The organism is Floridaenema fluviatile BLCC-F154 (assembly GCF_041929135.1).
GTDB classification, from domain to species: Bacteria; Cyanobacteriota; Cyanobacteriia; order Cyanobacteriales; family Aerosakkonemataceae; genus Floridanema; species Floridanema fluviatile.
Genome location: NZ_JBHFNS010000092.1, coordinates 55,087 through 81,480, shown reverse-complemented (window position 1 = coordinate 81,480; position 26,394 = coordinate 55,087). Strand labels below are relative to the sequence as shown.

At 40.4% G+C, this 26,394-nt stretch carries 22 protein-coding genes and 1 pseudogene; 9 read left to right on the top strand and 14 right to left on the bottom strand.

Translation table 11 applies throughout. The features are described from left to right. Nucleotides 1-189: 189 nt before the first annotated feature. Nucleotides 190-1,146, bottom strand: a complete 957-nt coding sequence (locus ACE1B6_RS26035; RefSeq protein WP_413260200.1) for a glutathione S-transferase family protein — start codon at nucleotides 1,144-1,146, stop codon at nucleotides 190-192. Nucleotides 1,147-1,160: 14 nt separating this feature from the next. Then, entirely contained in the window at nucleotides 1,161-1,337 is a 177-nt protein-coding gene (locus ACE1B6_RS26030) for a hypothetical protein (protein ID WP_413260199.1), read from the bottom strand. A gap of 193 nt (nucleotides 1,338-1,530) precedes the next feature. Here ACE1B6_RS26030 and ACE1B6_RS26025 point away from each other — a divergent pair, with 193 nt between their 5' ends. Continuing rightward, nucleotides 1,531-2,181: an HAD family hydrolase gene (locus tag ACE1B6_RS26025; protein ID WP_413260198.1), complete on the top strand. Its 651-nt coding sequence runs from the start codon at nucleotides 1,531-1,533 to the stop codon at nucleotides 2,179-2,181. A gap of 286 nt (nucleotides 2,182-2,467) precedes the next feature. After that, nucleotides 2,468-4,414: an FG-GAP repeat domain-containing protein gene (locus ACE1B6_RS26020; RefSeq protein WP_413260197.1), complete on the top strand. Its 1,947-nt coding sequence runs from the start codon at nucleotides 2,468-2,470 to the stop codon at nucleotides 4,412-4,414. A 231-nt stretch (nucleotides 4,415-4,645) separates the two neighbouring features. Here the strand turns inward: ACE1B6_RS26020 and ACE1B6_RS26015 are convergent, their stop codons facing one another. Continuing rightward, the gene (locus ACE1B6_RS26015) at nucleotides 4,646-5,896 is read right to left on the bottom strand and encodes an L-lactate MFS transporter (RefSeq protein WP_413260196.1); all 1,251 of its coding nucleotides are present in this window, start codon (nucleotides 5,894-5,896) and stop codon (nucleotides 4,646-4,648) included. Between the two features lie 921 nt (nucleotides 5,897-6,817). On the opposite strand from ACE1B6_RS26015, the gene ACE1B6_RS26010 reads away from it, so the two are divergent. The 6 genes and pseudogenes from ACE1B6_RS26010 (at nucleotide 6,818) to ACE1B6_RS25985 (ending at nucleotide 15,324) form a co-directional block, all read left to right on the top strand. Further along, nucleotides 6,818-8,929 carry a pentapeptide repeat-containing protein gene (locus ACE1B6_RS26010; protein WP_413260195.1) on the top strand — a complete coding sequence of 704 codons (2,112 nt, stop codon included), beginning with the start codon at nucleotides 6,818-6,820 and terminating at the stop codon, nucleotides 8,927-8,929. 166 nt (nucleotides 8,930-9,095) lie between these two features. After that, on the top strand, nucleotides 9,096-10,595 hold the full coding sequence (locus ACE1B6_RS26005; protein WP_413260194.1) for a pentapeptide repeat-containing protein: 1,500 nt from the start codon (nucleotides 9,096-9,098) through the stop codon (nucleotides 10,593-10,595). 203 nt (nucleotides 10,596-10,798) lie between these two features. Continuing rightward, on the top strand, nucleotides 10,799-12,040 hold the full coding sequence (locus tag ACE1B6_RS26000) for a calcium-binding protein (RefSeq protein WP_413260193.1): 1,242 nt from the start codon (nucleotides 10,799-10,801) through the stop codon (nucleotides 12,038-12,040). A gap of 139 nt (nucleotides 12,041-12,179) precedes the next feature. Beyond that, nucleotides 12,180-13,376, top strand: a pseudogene (locus ACE1B6_RS25995) (glycosyltransferase family 4 protein); the annotation flags it as partial. A gap of 33 nt (nucleotides 13,377-13,409) precedes the next feature. Then, nucleotides 13,410-14,255 (top strand): peptidylprolyl isomerase, encoded by an 846-nt coding sequence (locus ACE1B6_RS25990; RefSeq protein ID WP_413260378.1) that lies wholly within the window; start codon nucleotides 13,410-13,412, stop codon nucleotides 14,253-14,255. Nucleotides 14,256-14,460: 205 nt separating this feature from the next. Next, a complete protein-coding gene (locus ACE1B6_RS25985) occupies nucleotides 14,461-15,324 on the top strand; it encodes a calcium-binding protein (protein WP_413260192.1) in 864 nt (287 codons plus the stop codon). Nucleotides 15,325-15,341: 17 nt separating this feature from the next. Here the strand turns inward: ACE1B6_RS25985 and ACE1B6_RS25980 are convergent, their stop codons facing one another. From ACE1B6_RS25980 to ACE1B6_RS25930, 11 genes are all read right to left on the bottom strand, one after another. Beyond that, a complete protein-coding gene (locus tag ACE1B6_RS25980) occupies nucleotides 15,342-16,136 on the bottom strand; it encodes a DUF4058 family protein (protein WP_413260191.1) in 795 nt (264 codons plus the stop codon). A gap of 26 nt (nucleotides 16,137-16,162) precedes the next feature. Continuing rightward, nucleotides 16,163-16,768 (bottom strand): cytochrome b/b6 domain-containing protein, encoded by a 606-nt coding sequence (locus tag ACE1B6_RS25975; RefSeq protein ID WP_413260190.1) that lies wholly within the window; start codon nucleotides 16,766-16,768, stop codon nucleotides 16,163-16,165. A 33-nt stretch (nucleotides 16,769-16,801) separates the two neighbouring features. Next, nucleotides 16,802-17,443, bottom strand: a complete 642-nt coding sequence (locus ACE1B6_RS25970) for a Uma2 family endonuclease (protein ID WP_413260189.1) — start codon at nucleotides 17,441-17,443, stop codon at nucleotides 16,802-16,804. Between the two features lie 150 nt (nucleotides 17,444-17,593). Next, entirely contained in the window at nucleotides 17,594-18,097 is a 504-nt protein-coding gene (locus tag ACE1B6_RS25965; protein ID WP_413260188.1) for a DUF29 domain-containing protein, read from the bottom strand. A 39-nt stretch (nucleotides 18,098-18,136) separates the two neighbouring features. Next, complete coding sequence (locus tag ACE1B6_RS25960) at nucleotides 18,137-18,460, bottom strand: hypothetical protein (RefSeq protein ID WP_413260187.1); 324 nt, start codon at nucleotides 18,458-18,460, stop codon at nucleotides 18,137-18,139. Then, entirely contained in the window at nucleotides 18,429-18,638 is a 210-nt protein-coding gene (locus tag ACE1B6_RS25955; RefSeq protein WP_413260186.1) for a DUF6887 family protein, read from the bottom strand. The genes ACE1B6_RS25960 and ACE1B6_RS25955 overlap by 32 nt, the downstream gene beginning before the upstream one ends. Beyond that, entirely contained in the window at nucleotides 18,635-18,814 is a 180-nt protein-coding gene (locus ACE1B6_RS25950; protein WP_413260377.1) for a DUF6888 family protein, read from the bottom strand. Before ACE1B6_RS25950 ends, ACE1B6_RS25955 begins: the two co-directional genes overlap by 4 nt. 191 nt (nucleotides 18,815-19,005) lie before the next feature. Beyond that, nucleotides 19,006-19,365 (bottom strand): type II toxin-antitoxin system PemK/MazF family toxin, encoded by a 360-nt coding sequence (locus ACE1B6_RS25945; RefSeq protein WP_413260185.1) that lies wholly within the window; start codon nucleotides 19,363-19,365, stop codon nucleotides 19,006-19,008. Then, nucleotides 19,358-19,648 (bottom strand): type II toxin-antitoxin system MazE family antitoxin, encoded by a 291-nt coding sequence (mazE, locus tag ACE1B6_RS25940; RefSeq protein ID WP_413260184.1) that lies wholly within the window; start codon nucleotides 19,646-19,648, stop codon nucleotides 19,358-19,360. Before mazE ends, ACE1B6_RS25945 begins: the two co-directional genes overlap by 8 nt. Nucleotides 19,649-19,963: 315 nt before the next feature. After that, complete coding sequence (gene ilvB, locus ACE1B6_RS25935) at nucleotides 19,964-21,826, bottom strand: biosynthetic-type acetolactate synthase large subunit (RefSeq protein WP_459563104.1); 1,863 nt, start codon at nucleotides 21,824-21,826, stop codon at nucleotides 19,964-19,966. Nucleotides 21,827-22,187: 361 nt separating this feature from the next. Then, nucleotides 22,188-22,739 (bottom strand): hypothetical protein, encoded by a 552-nt coding sequence (locus tag ACE1B6_RS25930; RefSeq protein ID WP_413260183.1) that lies wholly within the window; start codon nucleotides 22,737-22,739, stop codon nucleotides 22,188-22,190. Nucleotides 22,740-22,954: 215 nt separating this feature from the next. Here ACE1B6_RS25930 and ACE1B6_RS25925 point away from each other — a divergent pair, with 215 nt between their 5' ends. Continuing rightward, complete coding sequence (locus tag ACE1B6_RS25925) at nucleotides 22,955-26,230, top strand: PAS domain-containing protein (protein WP_413260182.1); 3,276 nt, start codon at nucleotides 22,955-22,957, stop codon at nucleotides 26,228-26,230. Nucleotides 26,231-26,394: the final 164 nt, after the last annotated feature.

Here is a 26,394-nt window from a genome sequence, read left to right as displayed (position 1 = left end):
GCAAATAATAAAGGCTCTCTTTTTAGGAGTATACCTTGTAAAGTGCGGGATTGGGGGTTAAGGGAGTTCTGAGTTTTGAGTTGTAGGGGCGGGTTTAGCAGAAAATTCTTGACTCACAGCAGAAGAATTAACAACAAAACCCGCCCTGGAGAGAGTTTTGAATTTTTCTCTCCCCTGCTCCCCTGCACCCTATCCGCGATCGTGCGGTGAGTCAAGATCAATTATCGGCCCTTTGGGAACAATGCGAGTCGGGTTAATTTTGTTGTGACTAATGTAATAATGCCGTTTGATGTGGTCAAGATTGCAAGTGTCTTTAACTCCGGGAATTTGGTAAAGTTCTTTTAGGTAATTCCAGAGGTTTGGATAATCCCAAATATGGCGTAAGTTACATTTAAAATGACCGTAGTAAACTGGGTCAAACCGCAATAAAGTAGTGAACATACACCAATCAGCTTCGGTGATTTGTTCGCCGCACAAATACCTTTGTTTTCCTAACACTTCATTCCAATAATCGAGGGCGTTAAATAAATCGGTTACTCCCTCTTCATAAGCGGTTTGACTAGTGGCAAATCCGGCACGATAAACACCATTATTAATTGGTTGGTAAATCTTGTCCATCGTTTGCTCGATCGCTTCCCGCAAATTCTCAGGATAAAAGTACCAATCTGACTTAGCCAAATCCTGAAATTGTGTATCAAATAGCTTGATTATTTCACGGGATTCATTATTGACGATCGCCCCTGTTTGCTTATCCCAAAGTACGGGAACTGTCACTCGTCCCTCGTATTTTTCATCTGCCTTAAGATAGATTTGCCAGAGATAATCTGTACCATTAACAGTGTCAGGAATACATCCCGGTTCTTCGGAAAATTCCCAACCATTTTGATCGATTACTGGGTGTACAACTGAAAGACTAATTACATCTTCTAAACCTTTCAATTTCCGCATGATTGCGGTACGATGCGCCCAAGGACAAGCCCAAGAAATATATAAATGATAACGTCCTGCTTCTGCTTTAAAACCGCTTGAACCATCAGCTGTAATTTGGTTGCGGAAAGTAGTTGCCGGACGAATAAATTTGCCTTGTGAGTCTTCTTGTTCTCGTTCTGAAATCCATCGACCGTCAGCGAGTAAACCCAAGCCCATAATTAACTCCTTGTTTAGGATCGATCGTCCGAAGTTTTATTACCTGCGATCGCTTCTACTATACCCCAAACTGTCCACAGAAAAACTGCTCCAATCAATAAAAGCATGACACCGCTTAAAGCACCAAAGGGATAAATCAGAAATAAGAGTAACAAAGCAAACAGCACAATTCGGATTAATGGGTTATTCATGAGTTAATGTTTGTGAGATTACAAAAGTTATTAATTCAGGTTATCTTGGTCGGGTTGGCGATCGTTTCCCCCTTAAAGATGATATTTATTGTTTGTTGTATCGACTTCAGTCGTTTAATTTAAACTAAGGGAACACTGAAGTGTTCACAACGAACCGTGATATGATGAGTTGCGAATCTAAAATTGAAAAATTATGTTAGCTGGAATTTTATTTGATTTAGACGGAACTTTAGTAAATACTGACCCTTTGCATTTTCAAGCTTGGCAAGAAATGTTATTAGAACAGGGATTAGAAATTGATATAAATTTCTACCAAACTCGGATTAGCGGGCGGTTAAATCCAATTATTATTCAAGATATATTACCTCATTTAACCTTAGAAGAAAGCGAAAAGTTTGCTGAAGATAAAGAAGCACGTTTTCGGGATTTAGCACCATCATTAAAACCTCTCGCTGGATTGGAAAAAATCCTTGATTGGACAAAAGAATATGGGTTAAAAACTGGATTAGTTACTAATGCACCCCGGAAAAATGTAGATTTCATGTTAGAAATTTTAGAATTAGCGGAAATCTTTGATGCTGTATTTGTCGCTGAAGAAGATGTCACCGAAGGAAAACCCGATCCGGCTATTTATAAACTGGCGCTGGAACGGTTAAATATTACCCCGGAGATAGCTTTAGCTTTTGAAGATTCACCTTCAGGAATTCGTTCTGCTGTCAGTGCCGGAATTCGCACAATTGGCATTTCTTCAACTCACGATCCGCAAAAACTTTACGATCTTGGGGCGTTTGAAGTTATCCCGGATTTTAATGCTCCATTTTTGTGGAACTTGCTAAATGTCTAACAGTACGTTGTTGCGCTTGGGCGCGAAAATTGGCGCTCAAGCGCAACAACGTACTTAACGCGATCGCCAAAGTTAAGTTTATAGATGAGCTAAATCCTTAACTTTTCTGTATCGACCAGAACATTTTATTAATTTATAAATAGAACAAGGTCAGAGTTAAACAAATTGCATTAACTACATAAAGTTATCGCAACCAACCCTAAATTTAGGGCGAATTCTAGCTGTGAAAATGTAACTTACAAAGACCTAAATCTAAGCAATTAATAATGTATTAAGAGGTGTCTTCATGCAAACGGTACAAGTTACTCGATACGATGATGTTAACGATCCTAATGATGGGCTGATCACCCTACGAGAAGCCGTAGCACTCACTGCAACCAGCGCATTTCCTGGCCCTGATTTCATTGAATTAAACGAAATTGCTACAATCAACAGTCCGATTCAGATCCTTCAAGGTAATAGCTTATTTTTCCGTCCATCTGCTTCTGCAACACAGAGAGTTGGTGTTGACGGTCGGGGAAACACTTCACTGTTTATTATTGAGCAACAAGATCCCGGTTTAAATGTGGTCTTTGAAGGAGTATTGTTGCAAAATGGCTTTGCTCAAGGCAGCGTAAACGCGGGAGCACTTCATCTTAGACCTGGTGCGGATGTTTTGATCAGACAGGGTGCGCGTGAATTAGCGACGAATTTTATAAATAATCGTTCCCGTGGTTCAGGAGGTGCAATCTTTGTTTCCGAGGGAGCAACTCTCAACTTTGATCCGGAAGCATTAGCGCGTTTTCAGGGTAATCAAGCTGATGGTTTAGGTGGTGGGATTTTTGTCTCTCAAGGAGGAACCGTTAACTTTGGGCGTGACAGGTCAGCTTTATTTTTTGATAATTCTGCTACGAGGGGAGGGGCATTTTTTGTTGACCCAAATGGTCGTGCAACCCAATTCACTAATACACAATTAGGTAATCAGAACAATACAGCTACGGATGGCGATCCTTTTAGTAATACTATTCCCACATTTATTGCCCCCGCAAATTTCGGTTCTTTGAGCAATATTGATGTCGGTGCTAACAGTGATTTGACTTTCATAGATGAGAATGGCGACGGAGATCTCGATTTATTTATTGGTGCGAGTGATGGCACAATTCGTGTTGCTCATAACCAAGGTACAGCGACTAATCCTAATTTTGCTACCCCAGTTATTATTCGAGATTTAGGAAACGGTAGCACTCCTACTTTTGTTGATATTGATGGGGATGGCGATCGAGATTTATTTGCTGGTGATACCTTTGGTCGAATTCACTATTATCGCAATCGGGGAAGTGTGAATGGTGCCAGTTTTGCTCCTCCAATTATTAATCCTTTTGGAATTAGTGGTGGAGGCGGTTTAGCTAATCCTGATTTTGTAGATATTGATGGCGATGGCGATCGAGATTTGTTTGTCGGAACTGCCACAGGAACAACTCTTTTCTTCCGCAATACTGGAACTAGCACTAATCCTAATTTTGTTCGCGGTGATAATAATCCTTTTGGGTTAGACGCTGTGGTTGGTGCAGCAGCACCTAACTTTGTAGATGTAGAAAATGATGGAGATTTTGATGCTTTTATTGGTACATCAGATGGCACAACAACCTACTTTGTAAATGTGGGAACGCCAACAAAACCAAAGTTTATAAATACCTCTACTTCAGGATTTGCAAATGGAGTTTCTTCTGATTCTTCTAATACACTTACATCATTTCAGTTACCTAACCCTTTACCGGATGTGGGTACAAATGCCACACCTGTTTTAGCTGATATTAACGCTGATGGTTTTCTCGATGCTTTCATTGGAGAATCAGATGGCACAATCAATTTTATAAATCGTGTTGCGGAAGGTAGCACCTATCCAATGACGGCAAATGTAAGAGATGAATTACTCGATGGTGGTATAAGAAGTAGTGCTTTAATTAGCGGTGAAAGTGCAGAACAATTTGTGATTTCTGACAGTTTAGGAATGAATGTTATGAGTAATAGCTTAATTCCCAACCAAGGATTGAGTTTTGACCAGTTGATATTCAATCCAGATGTGCTCGAAGAAGTAAGGAGACTAAGAGAAAATCCACAAGTCGCTCCAGGAACCGTAGCGCCGCACTTCCTTCCTCCATACCTCTCTCCAGAGGAAGCGCCGCCAACTCCTCCTCGTCACGTCGTTCTTGAGCAACTCCCTGTTGACCTCCCTCCTGGAAGCTTTGTTTAGGGATTTAATACTAAATAACGCAAGTTGCTAGTTATTAATTCTTTCCTGTCCCCCCCTTAAGTAAGGGGGGTTATACCAAATCCGGTTTAAATACCCCCGCTATTCTTTAGTCCGCGTAGGCGGACTTTGTTTATGTAGTAGCGTTCGCGTAGCGTGTGCGTAGCACGTATTTCAATCGCCCAATGATAAAGGGGATAACTGACCCGGATTTGGTATAAAGCGCAACAACTTTTAGGAAAGATTCATTTTTGATGAAATTTTCCAAGATCGTTTGAGTAAAAACCAAGCACAGATTATTCCTACAATTGCTAGAATAGCGGTGACATAGAAGGCTAATGTGTAACTGCCAAAAATATCTCTAATTCTGCCAGCTACGATCGTACCAAACAAAGCACCAACACCGTAAGCAGTAAACACAATCCCGTAATTTTGGGCATAATTAGTCGGGTTAAACAGTGTTAAAGTTGCTGTGGGCGCAATAGCTAACCAACCACCCAAGGACAACCAAAATAAACAAAAAGCTACCAAATAAGTGACGACATTTCCTTCACCAGCACTGCTCATTAAAATTGAAGCAATCAAGATGAGAACATAGTTAATAATGGCAGCATTTCTCGGTTTATACTTATCTGCTAACCAACCGAATAAAGGACGACCTAAACCATTAAAAACCGCGAAAAGTGAAACTGTTGCAGCAGCGGTTCCGGCATCCAGTTTAATAATTTCTTGGGCAACTGGACTAGAAATACCAATGGCTGACAGTCCGACAAATGTGCCAATAGTATAACAAATCCACAGTCCATAAAATGATGAACTTTGCAACATTCTTACATCATCATCATTTGTCGCTGATTTGATTGATTGAGAAGTCGCCAAATCTGCGGGTTTCCATCCACTTGGCGGAAAACTTAGAGTCGCAGAAACTAACAAAATAACGATCGTAAAAGCAATACCTAAAATCAAAAAACTCTGTCCTACTTGATAGGTTCCCAGCAAACTTTTAGCAATTGGTGCAGTTACTAAAGGCGATAAACCAAAACCAATTACTGTTAAGCCAACTGCTAACCCTTTTTTATCAGGAAACCATCGAGCAGCCACAGCTAAAGGTACTCCGTAAGCAATTCCTACCCCTGCACCAGCAATTACTCCATAAGTAAAAACTAACGTAGAAATGTCGGTAGCAAAACTCGATAAAATGTAGCCCAGTCCGGTGACGACACCACCAACAGCTGTTACTGTACGACAGCCATATTTATCAATAAAAAAGCCAGTCACTGGCATTAAAATCGCAAAAACTACCAACAATACTGTAAATGGTAATAAGCTTTCCGTCGCTCCGATATTTAATGCAGTTTCTAAAGGCTTACGGAAAATGCTCCAGGAGTAAACTGTACCCAAACACAGTAACACTATTAACCCTAATGGAACGTACAACCATCTACCTTGTTCAGGTATCATTCCAAAAACTTTTGTTCTTTCCATTTCTTCAATTTCTCGGACGCGATTCTCAGTGACAACCTGAGATCCACAAATTTACTTAATTGTAAGTAATTTATTATACTTCGCTACCCAAGAAAACTTTGTTTAACAAAAGTTAACGTAAGGTTCTCGATACTTGCCTAAAGCATCGCACCCGATCTTTTAAGTGGCATACTTTAAGAGTGCTAATTAATTACCTATATAAAAATACGGAAAATTTAGCAGAAAATTTATTCTAACATATTGCTTCGGATAAGGCTAGACACCTATCGAAAGATAGGGATTTTTAGGAAAAAATAATTACTAAATTTACTGCTTAAGATAGTTTTTTTTTCTAAAATTATTTTCTCTCTGTAAAATTTCTATAAATCGCGATTCAATTTGGTTACGTACTCAAAAAAAACTCTAGTAATAAATAATACGAAACTCATCCAAAAAAAATTCTTTAATTGCCAATTAATCTTAGCCGGAAACTTGGATGGGGCAAGGATTTATCAATTTACCTATCGGCTTGAGACAAAGGTATTGCTTATTATTTCTTAACAAATTAAATCAAGCCAAATATGAAAATTACGTAAAGCTACTTATGAAATTTTCAATGCTAATTCAGTTCAGTAGGGGAATCTGCCTATGTATTTTCGATTGACAACAGCAACATTGTTTTAGTATTGTTAAATTAAATTAACAAAGTTGGTGGATAACTCAGCGATGTCGAAAGCACTACTAATATGTTGTTTCTATAGATAGCTCTCAGGTTTGCTACTAGTTTCTAGGTAGATTAAATTACGTAACACTGACTTCAATTGTGGGTCTGGTGATACGGCACAAATGCTTTTGTACATTTCAATCTATTTGTGCAAGCAAAGTTTTGCTTGTTACAAGTTTTTTCATGTTTTTTACAGGCTCAATTGGAGATAATTTGGAATGGCGGCTCTAAACTTTAGCGAACAAAATCTAGTTGGAAATAATTTCCGAGGTCAAAATCTCAACGGTTCCAATTTTTTCAAAACCAGATTAGAAAACGTTCGCTTCGATCCCAATGCTGCTGGGACTCGCACCCAACTTAGAGGCACTGACTTTTCTGAGTCTGAATGGTACAACGTTAATGCAAGTCAAGCGATGTTTGCCCCTAATTCCAACTTTGGGCCAGCGAATTTATTCAAGGCAAAGTTAGAGAATGTCAATCTCAGCGGCGCAAACTTGCGACAGGCTAATCTATCTTTGATTGATACGAAATGGATTAATCTGTCAAACGCTAATCTAACTAATGCAATTTTGCATGAAGCGAATCTGAGTGGGGAACAAACCGATCGACCAAATCTCAGAGGTACTGACTTTACAGGAGCAGACTTCTTTAAAGCGAAACTGAAAGCAGCTGACTTTACTGGAGCTACTTTAGCGAATGGCAAGTTTGAAGAAGCCGATCTAGATTCTGCTCTTTTAGTCAACGTGGATGCTACAGGAGCAGATTTCCGGTTAGCCAAATTAACAGATATTACCCTGAAAAACGCTACCTTTGATTTAGCTAATTTCAGTGGAGTAGTTCTGAGTGATGCGCCACTAGATCCAGGTGTGACAGGCAATGTCAAATTTCGCGGTGCTAACTTAAGCGGTTTTTTGGCAGATGACGCAGTTTTGACGGGTGCTGATTTTAGTCCTTCTGGGAGCACGGTGACAAATCTTGTCGGTGCGAAATTTGATGATACTGACTTGAGTGGAGCCAACTTTACGCAAGCGAATGCAGAAGGGTTATTTTTTAATGGACTTGCGATCGGTGCAAATTTCACAAATGCCAATTTGCGGAATGCTGACTTGTCGAAAGGTGACTTTACCAATGCTACCTTTGTGGGTGCGGATTTGACGGGTGCGATCGCAGCTGATGCCATAGGTCTAACCCTTGGAGATGGTGCCAATAATACCATTAACGGCACAGCAGGGAATGATAACATTTTCGGCTTTGGTGGTAGCGACAACCTCAACGGCAATGGCGGAAACGATTACCTCGACGGCGGCGCAGGCAACGACAATCTCAACGGCGGCGCTGGCAATGACACCATGAAAGGTGGAGCAGGAAACGACACCTACACAGTCAACACTGCTGGCGATGTCATTATTGAACTTGCCAGTCAAGGAACTGATACTGTCCAATCTACCGCTACAACTTACACCTTAAGCGACCAGATAGAAAGACTAAATCTTACAGGTGCAGCTATAGAAGGTATTGGCAACAATCTCGCCAATACCATTACAGGTAACGCCAACAACAACAACTTGAAAGGCGAAGCCGGAAACGATACCTTAAGTGGCGCTGGTGGAGATGATACTCTCGACGGCGGCACAGGTAATGATAGCTTGGCGGGAGGTGTAGGCAACGACACCTATATTATTGATAGTGCCAGCGACGTAATCAGCGAAGATCTTGACGCAGGTGAAGATACAGTTTTTTCCAGTCTTGACTACACTTTGGGCAGCAACCTGGAAAACTTAGTCTTGACAGACACCGCGCTCAACGGTACAGGTAACGAACTCGCCAATAGCATTACAGGCAACCAAAGCGGTAATGACCTGAATGGAGCAGGTGGCAACGATATTTTATTTGGCAATGGTGGTGCTGACATTCTGACTGGAGCAGGTGGTGCCGATACCCTGGATGGCGGTGACGGCAATGATAACCTCAACGGCGGAGTTGGTGCTGATTACCTAGTTGGTGGAGCAGGTAACGACACGATTACAGGAGGTGCAGGAAGCGATACGATTCGCTATGCCAGTGGTGATGGGCAAGATAGAGTTAACGGATTTACCACAGGTGCGAGTGGAGACTTCCTTTCCTTCAGCGGTATTGCCAACATTGACGTGCGTCTCGTGAACACGGCAAATGGTACTAATACACAGTTCCGAGTTGGGGATGGCATTGCTGGAAACACAGGTTTTGGACAAGGGGAAATATTAATGGTTTTAGTTGGTACTAGCTTTACCCAAGCAAATATTGCTACCAACATTATCGACTCGGCTGGGACTACGTTCCAATTCTCGTAATTGAAAGGGCAGACTACGCCAAATTCAAGGGTGCATCCACACAAATTAGGGAATAATTTGGCAAAACTAATTCCTTAACTTAATTGTTAACAAGAGTCGGCATTTTTAAATTTGCATCTAAATCTAGGGGTTTCGGAACCAGGGAATTTTTTGTGAGGATTGCATCATGCCAGCATTAAACTTTGCAGAACAAGACTTAGTTGGAAATAATTTTAGAGGTCAAAACCTTAACGGCTCAACATTTTTCAAAGCTCGACTAGAAAACGTTCGCTTCGATCCCAACGCTGCGGGGACTCGCACCCAACTCAGAGGCACGAATTTTTCGGAATCTACTTGGATTAATGTTAATGCACGTTTAGCAATCTTTGCGCCTAATGCTAATTTTGGTCCTGCTGATTTATCCTTGGCAACATTAGAGAATGTCAATCTCAGTGGCGCAGATTTGAGACAGGCTAATATGTCGCTGATCGATACAAAATTGATCAACCTGTCAAATGCCAACTTGACTAGTGCGAATTTGCAAGAAGCGAATCTCAGTGGGGAACAGTCGGAACGCCCGAATTTGAGAGGGGCGAACTTTACTAATGCCAATTTATTCAGCGCCAACTTAAAAGCGGCTGACTTTACAGGTGCGACTTTAGTCAATACCAATTTCCAAGAAGCGACCTTAGAAGCTACCATCTTGGTGAATGTGAATGCAACGGGCGCTGATTTTCGGCTGTCAAACTTCACAGATGTAACGCTGCAAAATTCGATTTTTGACGGAGCTAATTTTACTGAAGTTACTCTCAGCGATGTTCTACTTAATCCTGGGCAATCGAGTAATCTTAGCTTTCGTGGTGCTCTGATGAGCAACTTTGTTGCTGATGATGCGATTTTGACGGGGGCTGATTTTAGTCCTTTGGGGAATACTGTCACCAACCTGACTGGCGCTAATTTTAATAACACAGATATAAGTGGAGCGAACTTTACCCAAGTTAGTGCAGAAGGGGTATTTATCAACGGACTGGCGATTGGTGCGAATTTCACTAATGCGAATTTGCGGAATGCTGATTTGTCGAAAGGTGACTTTACTAATGCTACCTTTGTGGGTGCGGATTTGACGGGTGCGATCGCAGTTGATGCCCTTGGTCTAACCCTTGGAGATGAAACTAATAACGCCATCAGCGGCACAGGCGGTAAAGATAACATCTTCGGCTTTGCTGGTAGCGACAACCTCAACGGACTTGGAGGAGATGATTATCTAGACGGAGGAGCAGGTAATGATACCCTCTTGGGTGGTGGAGGCAATGATATCCTCGATGGCGGTGGCGGTGCTGATGTTTTAGTCGGCGGTGCAGGCAATGACACCATTACTGGCGGTGCAGGCAGCGATACGATTCGCTACAGCAGTGGTAATGGTCAAGACCGGATTAATGGATTTGTTACCGGAACAGGAACAGGAAGAGATTTACTTTCTTTTAGTGGTATTCCCGCAATTGATGTGCGGACGGTCAATACGGCAAATGGGACTAATACTCAGTTCCGAGTGGGAGACGGCATCGCTGGAAATGCAGGCTTTGGAACAGGCGAAATTTTAATGGTTTTAGTTGGGACTAACTTTACCCAAGCGAATATCAGCAGCAACATTACTAACTCACCCAACACAACTTTCCTATTCTCCTAAACCAATTTATCGAGATACAAGGAGTCTTTTTTTGATGATTACTCAAATTTTAAAGCTTCTCTCTATGCCTTTGGCACCCCTCTCCTAAATCTGGGAGAGGGGGAGAGATGAGCAAACAAAAGCAACTAATCGTTTAGTTTTTTTACTGCATTAATCATCTTCGGATCGCATAGATAACTTCAATTTGGAAAGAGGAGTAAATCATGGCTGTAAGAAATGGAACAGCAGAAGCTGATACGTTAACAGGTACTAATAGTGCCGACACGCTGCGCGGCAATGCTGGTGATGACGAGCTATTTGGGTTAGGCGGTAATGACCTGCTCCGAGGTGGACTCGATAAAGACACCCTGTTTGGTGGCGGTGGCGCTGACAGACTGTTTGGGGATGCAGGTGAAGACGAGCTATATGGTGAAGCTGGCAATGACACCCTCTTTGGTGGGACAAATGCTGGCGATACTCAGGATGGCAAAGACCTGCTTGATGGTGGTGCTGGTGCTGACTGGGTTTATGGCGGCTTCGAGGATACTGCCAAAGGCGGTGCGGGAAATGACACCGTGATTGGCAGTGCCTTTGATGACGAGTTGTACGGCGACGGTACTAAGGATGATTCTATTTCGGGTGGTGCTGACTCGATCGTAGGTGGCGATGGCAATGACAGCCTTTATGGTGAAGGTGACGAGACAGTTAACGGCGGCAACGACACCATCTTAGGCGAAGGTGGCGATGATGCTCTCTATGGCTATGCGGGTGATGACTCCCTCCTGGGCGGCGATGGTGCTGATACCCTCGATGGTGGCGACGGCAACGACTTCCTAGATGGCGGTGCTGGCCCAAGTACACTGTTGGGTGGCGCTGGCATAGAAACCATCAATGGCGGGGTTGAAGGTGACTACATTGATGGTGGTGAGGGTGCTGATAGGCTGAATGGACTCGCTGGTAATGACACCATTTATGGGGATGCTGGTGTAGCTGAATCTCTGGCTGGCAATGATATCCTCAATGGCGGTAATGGCGATGACTTCCTTGATGGTGGCTTTGGTGCCGATCGCGTTATCGGTGGCGGTGGCAATGACATTCTCTTTGGTGGTGAAGACGCAGAAACCCAAACTGTACGCGATACTCTGACTGGCGGCGCTGGTACTGATTTCTTCCAACTGCTTTACAGCGAATTTGTTCCTGAACCGATCGATCCAGGTGAGCCAATTATCGCTCCTCCGGTGGGTGACTGGATCGCTGACTTCCAAAATGGTACTGACTACTTCGTACTTGAGGTTCTAGAATTCGAGGATCTAGGATTCCAGAACGCTACTATTGGTGGTGTGTCAGGAACTCGGATCTACGTTCTCACTGATGGAGTAACTCCGGTTCAATCGGAACAACTCGCTTTTGTGGCTGGGGTAAATCGAGGTGCTTTCGATGCTTCAGATTTCATTGAGTCTATCTAAAAAAATGGGTGTGTACTGGGGCCAACCAAATACACACACTCGATCGCTCAATCGCACTGAGCTAGTTTCAGATTAATTTTGTTCATCTCCTGCTGTCTCTGGGTAAAGAGACAGTGGGAAATTACTACAAAACAAAACCATGCGTTTCCTATTCTTACATCCTAATTTTCCTGCTCAATTCCGTCATGTTGCTGGGGCATTAGCCAAAGATAAACGTCACCAAGTTGTGTTCGGTACTACTCGCCGGGAAGGTAGTCTCCCTGGTGTGAGCAAAATGATTTATCAACCAAAACGAGAAGTACAACCGGAAACTCACCACTATGTCCGTCCTTTGGAAAGTGCGGTGATTCAAGCTCAAGCTGTGTATCGGATGGCGGATCAACTTAAGGCTAGGGGTTTTGTTCCCGATGTGGTGTATGGTCATTCGGGTTGGGGGCCAACTTTATTAATGAAAGATATATTTCCAAAGGCTAAATTGTTATGTTATTTCGAGTGGTTTTATCATGCTCATGGTTCTGATGCGGATTTCGATCCTAGCGATCGCTTAAGTGCTGATGATGAAGCGCGAATTAGAATTAAAAATTCGCCGATTTTATTAGATTTGTATAGTTGCGATCGGGGTCTTTCTCCGACATCTTGGCAGAAGCAACAATTCCCTGATGAATATCAAGATAAAATTAAAGTTCTTCATGATGGGATTGATACTAATTTCTTTTGTCCTAAACCGGGAGCAAAGTTAGTTTTACCTCGCTTAAATCTTGACCTTTCTCATGTTGAAGAACTGGTGACTTATGTCGGTCGAGGTATGGAGCCTTACCGAGGTTTTCCCCAATTTATTGAGGCAATTTATTTGCTGCAACAACGTCGCCCTCAATGTCATGTTGTCATTGTTGGGGAAGATCGTGTTGCTTATGGTAAAACTTTGCCGGATGGGAAAACTTATAAGCAGTTAATGTTAGAAAAGTTCCCTTTAGATTTGTCGAGGGTTCACTTTACTGGACATCTGCCTTATGATGAATATGTGCAAGTTTTACAAGCTTCTTCGGCTCATGTTTATTTAACTCGCCCGTTTGTTTTATCTTGGTCAATGATGGAAGCTTTATCTACTGGTTGTTTAGTTGTTGGTTCTAATACTGCTCCGGTAACTGAGATGATACGAGATGGAGTCAATGGTTTATTAGCTGAGTTCTTCTCTCCTGAAGAAATTGCTTCGCGGATTGAGGAAGCTTTAAATCACCCGGAAAAAATGAGTGAAATTCGGGCGAAAGCGAGACAAACAATTTTGGAAAATTACGATTTATCGCTGTTATTACCGCATCATTTAAATTGGATTCAGTCAGGAATTGGCGGTAATTCGGTGCCGTTGTGGATGAGAATGGCGAAGAGTGAAATTAACAATTCAAATGGGAAAGATGAGAAATCGCATTTAGTGGCGATCGCTGATAGTAATATAGAACCAACTCTTTTACAAGTTGGCAATTCTGCTGTGGGGAATGGGGCAGGAAATCACGCAGTTAATGGAACAGATTTAGTTACTTTGTTGAAGCAATACGAACTGCTGCCAAAGCTTCGGGAAGAGATGGCAATTGATAAAGCGATCGCACCTTTTGATTGTACGCCAAAAGAGCAAGCGGAATGCTGCTTAGATTTCTACAAACAACGTCAATTAAATACTGAGGTTTTACGTGAGAAATGGTTACAAGAACAAGGGATGACAGAAGCTCAATTAATCAATCTGGCAACTCGTCAACTCAGAATTGAAAAGTTTAAAGAAGCGACTTGGGGTAAGAATTTAGAAAACTACTTTCTCCAACGTAAATCAGAACTCGATCAATATGTTTATTCATTAATTCGAGTGCGGGATGGTGCTTTTGCTCAGGAACTTTACTCGCGTTTGCAAACAGGAAAAGAAACTTTTACCGAACTTGCCAAACAATATTCCGAAGGCCCAGAAGCTAAGACTGGTGGTTTAATTGGCCCTGTACCATTGAGTTTATCTCATCCTAAGTTAGCGCAAATTTTGCAAACTAGTGAACTAGGGGAATTAAGTGTTCCGAGTGCGATCGAAGATATTTGGGTAATTGTCCGAATTGAAAAGATTATTCCGGCACAATTCGATGAAGAAATGCAGCAAAAATTACTCGATGAATTGTTCGATAATTGGCTCAAAGAACAAATGAAAAAAACTGCTCGATTGCAATTAATTGCTAGTTAAAAATAGGGGTCGGTGATAAAATTTTAAATGGTAGGGGTGGGTTTAGTAAGTTATTTTAGTTTCTTAACCAAGAAATTAGTTTCAAAACCCGCCCATACAACTGTGCAAGGGCGGGTTTTGTTTTAATTCTTCGGTTGCGAGTACAGAATTATCTGCTAAACCCGCCCCTACAAAGTTTTCTGATTTCTGTAGCCTTTTACTATCCATGAAAATTTTAATTACAATTGCTCACTTTTTTAAACCGGAAGATAATAGTCGGCATGATTCTCGACGCAAAGATCCTCAGCCTCGTTTGGCTGCATTAAGTCAGAGTCTTGCTGCTTTACATCAACTATTTAGTAAGTCACAAAGCATTATTAATATTAAAGAAAAATTAGCTTTTCCGGCTAATCAACCGTTAGCGAATGATTTGGATATTGTGATTTGTACAACTCAAGATTGTCATCTTTTGGATCGGCTGACTGTACCTACTCATTTTTATCAGCATTATCCAACAGAAGCTAAACCGATGTTTTTGGGGTTTGAGTGTCAAGGGGTGTTGCGAGATTCTTTAGGTAAGTATGATTATTACTGTTTTTTGGAAGATGATTTAATCATACACGATCCTTGGTTTTTTGTGAAGTTATATTGGTTTAATAAGGAAGCTGGCGATCGCTGTTTGTTGCAACCAAATCGCTATGAAATTTCTACTCACGGGCTTTCTTATAAAGCATATATTGATGGTGATATAAATCCGAAAGCGACTGAGAAGTTTCAAAATTTGAGCGATCGTCCGCAATTACAAAGCAAAATTATGGGTGTACCGATGGTTTTTCGTCGGGCTTTAAATCCCCATTCTGGTTGCTATTTTTTGAATGCTAATCAAATGAAGCTTTGGGCTAGTAAGCCGGATTTTCTCGATCGGGATTCCAGTTTTATTGGCTCTCTGGAAAGTGCTGCTACTTTAGGAATTATGAAGCATTTTTTGGTTTATAAAACCATACCGCAACAGGCAAGTTTTCTAGAAATTCAACATTATGGCACAAAGTTTTTAGATACGATTGGGCAACAAATTGATTTATCAATGTAGTAATTTCAGCAAAAAATTTATTCTTCAACTGCACCCCGTAATCCTTGATTTCGTAATAATTCATCTACCCAAACGGCATCTTCTGGGCTTAGTTTTACGATCGGTTCCTGATTGTAATCTATTGCCATATCAAATGATGCTTGGTCGTAAATTTCGTTTAATAAGCTTTGCAAATCGATTAATGGTTCGGTTTCTCTTGACTGCAAAGGTAAAGGAAATGAAGGAATTTGATCGGGCAAGTTAAAAGCATATAGACTTGCATTAGGACGGCGATCGCTGCGACTAATTAAAATGCGATAATCTGATTCAATTTTCTCGATAATTCGCATTGGTTTTCCGCTTCTAAGTAAGTCAATTTCTACTAAATTAGTTAAGCTGGCTAAAACTCGATCGCGTTTACGTTGATATGCTTCTCTTCCTTCTTTTGAGCGTTTGTTTTTCGGAGAAAGGATTTCTAAAACAGTAACGACTCTACCTGTTGCTACTTCTTTAATTGCTAAATAACTTTCTCTAATTTCTTCAATTTGTGGTATTGTAACTGTAATTGCTTCTGTTTGAGAAGGGATTGTCAGAGTCGATCTGGGTTCATTAATACTGGTTCGTTTACTGTATACTGCTACATCGGGAATTCCGACTAAAACACTATCTTCGACATCGCTTAAATAAGTGCGTTTTTCAATAGCAACGCGATATTTAGGACGCAAAGCTGGTGCTATGGCGATCGCGATCGCAGTAATTAACCGATGATGAACTTCCGACCATAATTCTGGATCTTCTAAATAAGGATTCATTCCAGGGAAAGGCGAAACCATTGTATTTTTCCCACCAATTAGTTAAATTACAAATGTGGATTACGCAGCCAATTTTTCATTTTTTCTGACCATAATTTCGGGCTATCTTCTGCACGAATTTTAGCATCAAACATAGAAATTAGCAGAGGAACGCCGCCAACTTTTACACTCATCAATAAATGCAATGCTAAAGCAACGACAACGCCACACCAAGCAAGCAAATGTGCATAATACCAAGGTTGAGTGAGTATTCCTTGGGGTAGCCAATTTTCGTCTTGAAATTTTCCAGTAAGTAAGGCAAATAAGGCAGAAATTAACATTAAAGTATTGGCGAAACGTTGCAGAGTGTACCACCAAATTGGTTTACCAACTTCTTTAAGTTTACTAAAGGAATCAGCTTGAATTAAACGGCGATAACCAACTCGAATACTGTAAATTGTCAAAATTATCAAAGTTGGCAACAAGAAAAAGCCAAAAGTGCCATGAATATCAATTAATTCCCGATTTTTCAAAGTAAGTGCAAGGCGACCAAAGCGACCGTCCCAGCTATCATATACTAAAAATCCGGTGATCGCGGCGCTAATTACAACTAAAGCGGTAATGCCGTGTAATAATCGGAGAACTAGGGGTTGATAAGGTTTTGTAGATGGCATAATCGCAGGATAATTCTCATATTTTAGATGATATCAAATTAATTGTTTGATTTGCGATCGCAATGCTCTTAAAGTCGGACTTCGACCTTCGGTGATGCTTCGGTTAACAAACTCAGTGATTAGTTCAATAATTGGTAAACTAGGAAAAGTTGGACTAATTGGGGATGTTATATATTTTCCCCCTTGCAAAACATTAATTTGTAATTGATTATCTTCATATCGCCATAATTCAGGAACTTGCAAAGTTTCATAAGCTTCTAATTGAGTTTTAGAAGTTACATCAATTTCAATTGCTAAATCAGGCGGTGGATCGACTGCTAAATCAACACGCCTTTTTCCTCGCATCAATTGATGATTTTGGATGTAAAAACATTGGTCTGGTTCAACACCTACTTTTTTAGTTTCGCGTTTAAATGTAGTTGAACCAAAACACTCGCAATCCATTTCTAATTCTTCTAATAATATTTTTACCATATCGCCAATTAATTCTTTGTCTACTTCATGTTCTGGCGAAGGCATTTGAATCTCCAATGTTCCTTGACTATAAGCTAATCTCGCAGTGCGATGTTCTCCTAATTCTAATAAAATAGCTTCAAATTCTGACCAGCTAATATTGTGTAGCAACACTCGTTGTCCAGGTGGAATATCAATTTGTGTGAGTTGAAGTGTCACCATAAAATTTGGGATTGAAGGGCTAATGTTAGGATAACAGAAAAGGCATTTTTCCCGCAAGTTATGCTTCTGGGTTTATGACAAGCGATCGCTTTTCTATCCATAATTTAATCTGAGGTAAGAATAACTATTTGAAATTTCTGGGGATAAGGACTAATTTTCCACCACCCAGTTTTGACCTGATTCCAGGGGTTCTCCGGGAAAAAAAGTAGCATCTAAAACTTGCTCGATCGTATAAGGACACTCAGCAGGGAAATGTTCATCATTCAGAGATGTTTCCTTGGCAGCTAAATCAATTCCAGCTAGATAAGCTTTTTGTAATGCTTCTGGAAGATAAGGTTTTAAACTGGGATTTTCATTCAATAGATAACCAATCTCCCGACGCTGTTCTCTCAAGGTAAAAAACCAGCTTTTCGATCTTTTGTTAGGCTGAAATTCCCATTTTAATAAATGACCGAGTAGCACTCCCAAGCGATTTCTTAATTCCTGACGTACTTGTTTTCCCAAAGATTCAATTTCCTCAACTAAATTGACAATATCTAAACTTTCCCATACTCCTTGTTGCAGGAGTTTCGCTTGTTCCTGCGTCCAAGCATAGAAGTCTGTTTCGTAGAGGTTGGGAGTTTGGGGGGAAGATGCGATCGCCTTTATATCCATAATAAAATCTTGAGTAATAACAACTATTTTACTTCTCTATTATCCTTCATTAATCCTTATTTTAACATACTGTTTCACCACAGGTTGCAAGTTTAAAAGCGTTTCATTACCTTGGTTAATTTTGCTAATTAATGAACGCCTACCCAAAGATTGCATTGCATTAATCAATTCTGAAGCAGGTAATTGTAAATGTGACAACAATTGAGAAATAGCAATAGCTTCGTTTTCTTCAGCAACTCTACGAATTATTTGTTTTTCTATCTCGGATAAGCGATCGCACCCTACCCAAAATCTGTGCGATCGCCCTTTCTCACCCAAAACATCAAAAACCTTATTTTTCCAATTTCTTAATCTGTTCCTCAATTAATTTCGGTACTTTTTCCCAATCTTCAGGAGTCTTAGGACATGGATATCTGACTGCATCTTTATTATCAGCCTTCAAACGATCAACCAACATATAAAAAGCTTCATTATCATCTCTATGAGCAATTACATAGCTTCGTAATTCAGCCTTGCTCATCGTTTCAAAATCTGGTTTCATATCAAAAACTCCCATGTTCCATCACGATAAACTTGGATTTGAAGTTCTTCCCCTGCAAAGATGAATATCGATCCATCCCGCTCATCCAAACGTAATATTTCGATCGATCGGTAAAAATTAGTCAAAGCTTGACATAGCCTAATGCAGGTTAAACCTTGTTCTGTAGTTGGAAGAATATTCGCTCCTTTTTTTAATATTTTACAGCTTGATTACAACTATATATTAAACTTTGGTGGTTAGCGATATGCAATCTTGGCAGGCTACGCCAATGCACCTTTATCATCAACTTTTATACTCATTAGACCTCTCCAAAAACTCTTGTGGGGTAGGCATCCTGCCTGCCTTTGAGATTCTTTGTTGGAGAGGTCTATTGATACTCGACAACAGCGACGATCGCAGCTGCAATCATTTCCATAGTTTCAGCTGTACAATCTCCAATTTTACGGATACATCTTTGCACATCCATCCTGCGCAATTGCAACACATCAACAGCCGAAACTTTCACTAAATTATTAATACTATCCGGTTCAATCTTGATGTGCCAAACATCACCATTAAAATACTCTTTCCAATCAGTTATCGGTGCAATCAACTTAATAGGAAGTTGATCAACTCCATCAGAACTTACCACTATAGCAGGTCGAATCTTTTGGATTTCTGCTCCCATTGTTGGGTCAAAATTAACCAGCCAAATTTCGCCCCTTTTTGGAGCCACTAAATTAGTCATCCATCAAATCCCAAGTTTGTAATTCCTGCCATTCTTTATCTTCCTGATAATGGGATAACATTGCTTCACTTTGTTTTGCCAATAAGCGACGGCGTTCTTCTACAGGTAATTTTATAAAAGCGCGGGGATCGGTTATATTATTAGGGTTTTTAGCCATTTCTGAACTCTCTATTAGCTGTTTTCTTAACAGCTTATTGATGTACTCACTCCGATTCCCTCCCGAAAGTCGATCGAGAAAAACCAAAACTTCATCATCAAAATCGATCGTTACTTGTTTAGTCATTTTTATTCTAGCCGATCACTTCTAGAAATATTTTATCTTAAACTTTGGCTATTAGCGATCGCCCTAACCCCAACCCTTCTCATTTAGCAGTCAAATGATTAACAAAGAGCGATATATCTACAGCATATCGACCTTTCTCACCCAAACCATCGAAAACCTTATTTTTCTAATTTCTTAATCTGTTCCTCAATTAACTCCGGGACTTTTGCCCAATCTTCAGGAGTCTTAGGACAACCATCCCGCTAATACTACTAACTGAAAAAAGAGGCGTGAAAATTCACGCCTCTAAACTAACATTAATTATGGAAAGTCAACTTACAATTTTGTGCCACATTCGGGGCAGAAATGGTTAGTAGAAACATTTTTTGCACCGCAATGATGACAGTAAATTAACTCAGCGGCTCGATCGCTCTTCGGACGTTCGGGCAAACCGAGCATCTGTGCATTGCTCTTACCGGGGGCTACCATTGGATAGCAGTTTTCATCGCGCTTCACATGAACATCCAGCAACACAGAACCATTGTGCGCTAACATTTCAGCAACAGCATCTTTCAACTCTTCCCGTTTGCGAACCACAATCCCCTTCATGCCGTAAGCTGCTGCCAACTTCTCAATATCAGGCATTCCCGCTTCCATATTCGATGCCGAATAATGCCCTTCATAGAAAGTTTCTTGCCACTGGCGCACCATTCCTTGCCAACCGTTATTAATAATCACGGTTTTGATATGAATGCCATACTGAGACAGAGTTCCTAACTCCTGAATATTCATTTGGATGCTGGCATCTCCAGCAATACAAATTACTTCTTCATCACCTAGCGCCACCTTAGCACCCATAGCCGCAGGCATTCCGAAACCCATTGTGCCTAAACCAGCACTGGAAATCCACTTCCGGGGGCCATTTTTCAAGAATTGCGCCGCCCACATTTGGTGTTGACCAACATCAGTGGTGTAGCAAACATCTGGAGCTTGTTTCCACAATTCTACAACCACTTCTTGTGGAGACAGCACATCAGGATACTGAGGCACTACTAAAGGATACTCATGTCGCCAGCGATTAACCCGTTCCAACCATTCCTTAGTTTGATCGAGATATCCACAAACGCCAGTTTCATGACAACGGCGCAGCAACTCCATCAAAACTTGGCGCACATCACCAACAATGGGTACATCAGGAGCACGACATTTACCAACTTCTGCGGGGTCAATATCGATGTGAATCACTTTCGCACGGGAGGCAAACTCATCTAATTTACCTGTTACCCGGTCATCAAAACGCGCACCGACAGCGATTAACAAGTCGCATTCTGTCACCGCAAAGTTAGCATAAGCGGTACCGTGCATTCCCAACATTCCCAATGCCAAGGGGTGATTTTCGTCGAAAGCACCCTTACCCATCAAAGTGGTAGTAACAGGGATTTGGAAACATTCGGCTAATTCTTTAACTTCGGAATGGGCGCTAGCTGCGATCGCACCACCACCCACATATAATAATGGACGATGGGCTTCCCGAATTAAACTAATTGCTTGGTTAATTTGCCGTGGATTACCTTTAAACGTAGGTCGATAACCGGGCAACTTCACCGAACCCGGATCTACTGGCAAATAATCAAATTCTTCTAATCCTACATCTTTAGGCACATCAATTAACACTGGTCCCGGACGACCTGTGCTGGCGATATGGAATGCTTCTGCTACCATTCTTGCCATATCTTTTGGGTCGCGGACTACATAAGAATGTTTAACAATTGGTAGAGTAATTCCATAAATATCAATTTCTTGGAAAGCATCTGTACCAATTGCCGCCCGTGGTACTTGTCCGGTAATTACTACGATCGGAATTGAATCCATATAAGCCGTAGCAATCCCAGTTACTAAGTTAGTTGCTCCCGGTCCAGAAGTCCCGAAGCATACACCAACTTTACCCGTTGCTCGCGCATAACCATCAGCAGCATGAGCCGCACCTTGTTCATGTCTGACCAAGAAATGCTTGATATCGCCTGCTGCTTCCGCACGATATACTTCATCATAAATTGGCAGAATTGCCCCACCTGGATAACCGAAAATATGCTTGACACCATGACGTTTCAGACTATCAAGCAGAGCGAAAGCGCCTGTGGCGCGTATCGCATGAGGGGCGGATAATTCCTCCCCACCACTAGATTCTTGGGAAGTCAATGTTTGAGTAGACACGGATAACACACCTCTCTATAAAGGACGACTAAATTTTTCCAGCCAATTTGTATCTAATAATACTTTACGATTAGCTCTCCTCATTTGTGTTGCTACCTACAATTTTTATACGGATTTTTTTACTCAAAACTAAACATACCCATCTTTTTAATATTTGTGGAATCCCTTCGCGGAAATTGACCGGAGACTACCTCACGAGTAATTGCCTAAAATGCTTACCGAAAAGGTAATTGACCTGTTTTACCTGGCAATAAGTATCATACTGCTACAAAAATTTTCCTCTTGACTACACTTTTTACGTAGGTTTTTCGGGAATTCACCTTAAATGAAATTTTAGCGAAAACTGTTACGAATGGTATCTCTCTAATAGAATAGTTAAAAATTGGGCGGCTGTTATCCTAGTTTTCTGTTCAGTTTTCCCGTTTAACGAATGTATCCACCACCCGGAAACTATTTGTGGTTGTCGCCAAAGTTCTAAATGTTCCACTGACGGTGCTGCATAGAAACTGTCTTCGCCACTTCCGAGTAAAGCGGAACTCCAATGGGTAAAGTAATCATGGCTAAGTCGATGAATGGGAAAGTTGCCTATGAGAGGTACACCCCAACCATCTAAGGCGATAAAAGCTGTGATTTGACCGCCTAAAAGTTGCCATCCCCAAGCTGCTGCTATTGCTCCTACTACTCCAGCACTGAAGCTAATGAATGCGATCGGTACAGATAGAGAATGATTTTGCCGCAAAAACTGCAAAATATCTCCAGATGAGTAAGCAGGATAATCTTGAGTTGGGAAAATCAGGATATTTTCTGGTTTTTGATTCGTGGGTAACGATCTTAGTCCCGCCAAAAAACTCTCTGTTAAATTTGGTTCGTGAATCCCCGGACAAATAATTAAGCTCATCAGTTGTTAAGAAAATCATCTTACTAATTACAAAATTTAACTAAAATCTCTTTAGATGTTTCTAAAAGCAAATATTATTAGACATTTTGCCTCTAGTTGGTTGATAATTTGTATATCTGAATACATTTAGCTACAATAGATACTCAAATTATTGGGGAATAGAGCTTTGTTGCAAATAATCAAGTTTTTATAACAAACGGTGATGTCACGAGATCATGAGTAAAGCTAAGCTATTGAAACACAATCATCAATCGATCGACATCTTTTTGAGCAGAGGAATTTCCTTCCTATTGCAGAAGATGCCCTTATTGATTAGTCTGACTTTTTCTTTAGCGGCATTATTACTCTGGCATCAACTAAAATTACATGAACAGAATCAAATACACAGAAAAACCGAATTAGAAGCATCAACGATTAAGTTTGAACTCAACAATGAAATTCAAGAGCGAATATTAGCATTAGTTCGCACTGGAAAACGTTGGGAAAGTAGAGAAAAGCCAACTCAAGAGGAATGGGAAAAAGACACAGAACTTTATATTAGACATTTTGGTAGTTATCAGGCAATAGAGTGGGTAGACTCTGAATTTGTTGTTCGTTGGATAGTACCAAAATCGGGGAATGAAGCTGCACAAAATCTTAAATTTACCTTTGACAAGCACAGACATTTGGTGGTTTTAACAGCCTTACAAATGCGCCAAGCAAAAATTACAGGTACAGTAACTCTAGTACAAGGTGGTAAGGGTTTTTTAGTTTGTGTACCACTCTTCCGAGAGGAGAAATTTGAAGGATTTATTGTGGGAGTTTTTCATAACCAAAAGCTTTTCGATAAGATTTTACATCCGAATATTACTCAAGGTTATGAAGTTGCTATTTTCGACAACGAGGAACTAATTTACTGGCGATCCGATCGAGATAAAAAAGCCAAGCAGGAATTTTTATCCCAATGGAGATCTGTCAATAATAAGTGGATAAAACAAGAGATAATTAATTTAAGTGGTTTAACCTTAGATGTGCAAGTTCGACCCAGCAATAATTTATTAGCTACAGAACAATCCTCGCTGCCTGAAGTAGCTTTAATTGCTGGAATGTTAACCGCTTTCCTATTGGCAATTACTGTTTATTTAGCTCAGAAAACCCAAACTAGAAAGCGACAACTAGAACAAATTAATCAGCAGCTAAAACAGCAAATTACTGAACGACTAAAGTCTAGTGAAAAAATTCTGCAATCTCAAAAACAGTATGAATCTTTAGTAAATTGGATTGAGGGAATTGTTTGGGAAGTTGATGCAGAGACTTTTCAGTTTACTTTTGTCAGCCAAAAAGCCGAGCGATTGCTAGGCTATCCCCTAGAAAAATGGATTAAAGAACCAAATTTTTGGAATAATCATATCCATCCAGACGATCGAGAATGGGCAGTAGAATTTTGTCTAATTAATTCCCAACAAAAGCGAGATTACGAATTTGAATATCGCATGATTGCAATTGATGGTAGAATTGTTTGGTTGCGAGATATTGTCAATGTAGTTATCAAAGATAATAAATTAGTAAAACTCCGGGGAGTAATGATTGATATTACTGCCTACAAACAAGCTCAAAGCGCACTTCAAGAAAGCGAAGAACGTTGGCAATTAGCATTACGAGGTAATAATGATGGAATTTGGGATTGGAATATTAAAACTAATGAAGTGTTCTTTTCTAGCCGTTGGAAAGAAATGTTAGGTTATGCAGATGATGAAATTTCTAACCATTTGAGTGAGTGGGAAAAGCGAGTACACCCGGATGATTTGGTTGAAGTTAAGGAACTAATTCAAGCGCATTTTGCTAAAGAAGCACCGTTTTATATTTCGGAACACCGAGTTCTTTGTAAAGACGGAAATTACAAGTGGATTTTAGATCGAGGTCAAGTACTTTGGGATGAAAAGGGTCATCCGATTAGAATGGCAGGTTCTCATACTGATATTACCGATCGCAAACATTCCGAAAAAGCTTTACAAGAAAGCCAACATTTTATTCAAAGAATTGCCGACGCAACTCCCAGTATTTTGTATATTTACGATTTGAAAGAAAACCGGAATGTTTATGTTAATAACGAAATTTCCGTAATTCTTGGTTACACACCGGAAGAAATTCAAAACACAAAGGAATCGTTATTTGAAAAACTCTGGCATCCAGATGACTTAGCAGCTTTATCGGAACGAATAAAACGGTTTGACAAAGCTAAAGATGGCGAAGTAATTGAAACTGAATATCGTTTAAAACATCGCTGGGGTGAATGGCGTTGGTTTTACAGTCGTGATACCATTTTCTCTCGGAGTCCAGAGGGAAAACCTTGGCAAATTTTAGGTACGGCTACTGATATTACTAAGCGTAAGCAAATGGAAGAAGCATTGTATCAAGCCAATGAAGAATTTAAAGGTTGGGTAAATGAATTAGAACAACGTAATCAAGAGATTATTAGGTTGGGGGAACTTAGTGATGTTTTACAAGCTTGTTTAACAGTTGAAGAAGCTTACAAAGTAATTGCTCAAATGCTACAACCTTTGTTTCCTAATATGTCTGGGGGGATTTTTATTACTAGTTCCTCTCGCAAGTTAGTGGAAGCTGTGGCTGTTTGGGAGCAAGAATCGGAGAATTTCTCGATCGAAACAGTAAGAAAAATAGATTATTCTCTTGATTATAGACAAATTTCCTTTCCTGATTCTTTTCCCAGTCAGCAACTATTTTCACCTCATGAATGTTGGTCTTTAAGGCGTGGTAGATCGCATTTTACGAGTAGCAAAAATAGTGGCTTAGTTTGCAAGCATATCCATACTCGCCCAGCAGAATCTTTGTGTGTTCCAATGATGGCGCAAGGAGAAGCTTTAGGAATACTTTACTTAAGTACGCAACAGCCGAATAAAATTACTGAAGCTAAACAAATATTAGCCGCAACAGTTGCCGAACATATTGCTTTGGCTTTAGCAAATTTGCGGTTACGCGAAACGTTACAAAATCAAAGTATTCGCGATCCCTTAACAGGTTTGTTTAATCGTCGTTATTTAGAAGAATCTTTAGAAAGAGAGTTACATCGATCGGCTAAAGCCCGACAAAATTTAGGTGTAATGATGTTAGATGTCGATCATTTTAAAAAATTTAATGATACTTTTGGTCACGATGCAGGCGATTTAGTATTAAGGGAGTTGGGCATATTTTTGCAGAAAAATACCCGGGTGAGTGATATTACTTGTCGTTACGGTGGTGAAGAGTTTACCTTGATTATGCTAGATGTTAGCTTGGCAGATCTTCAGGAACGAAGCGAAAATTTGCGTCAAGGCGTAAAATGTTTGAATTTGCAATATCATAGCCAGTATTTAGGTGGGATTACTCTTTCGATCGGAGTGGCAATTTATCCAGAACATGGAATTACTGGAGAAGAATTAATTCAAGCGGCTGATGCTGCTTTATATATAGCGAAGAAGCAAGGGCGCGATCGCGTTAGTATCAGCCATTGAGTTAGTTATGTTACTAAGATTATCGTAAATATTCTCTGGTAAAATCTACCAGAAACTTGCTCTTGGGCAATAGGCAAAAGATTGATTTTCTTTACTTTTTTTTAACTTATTTTACAACTAAAAAATTCTTTTTAAAACTCTTAAATTATTCTTTTATTTGTCAA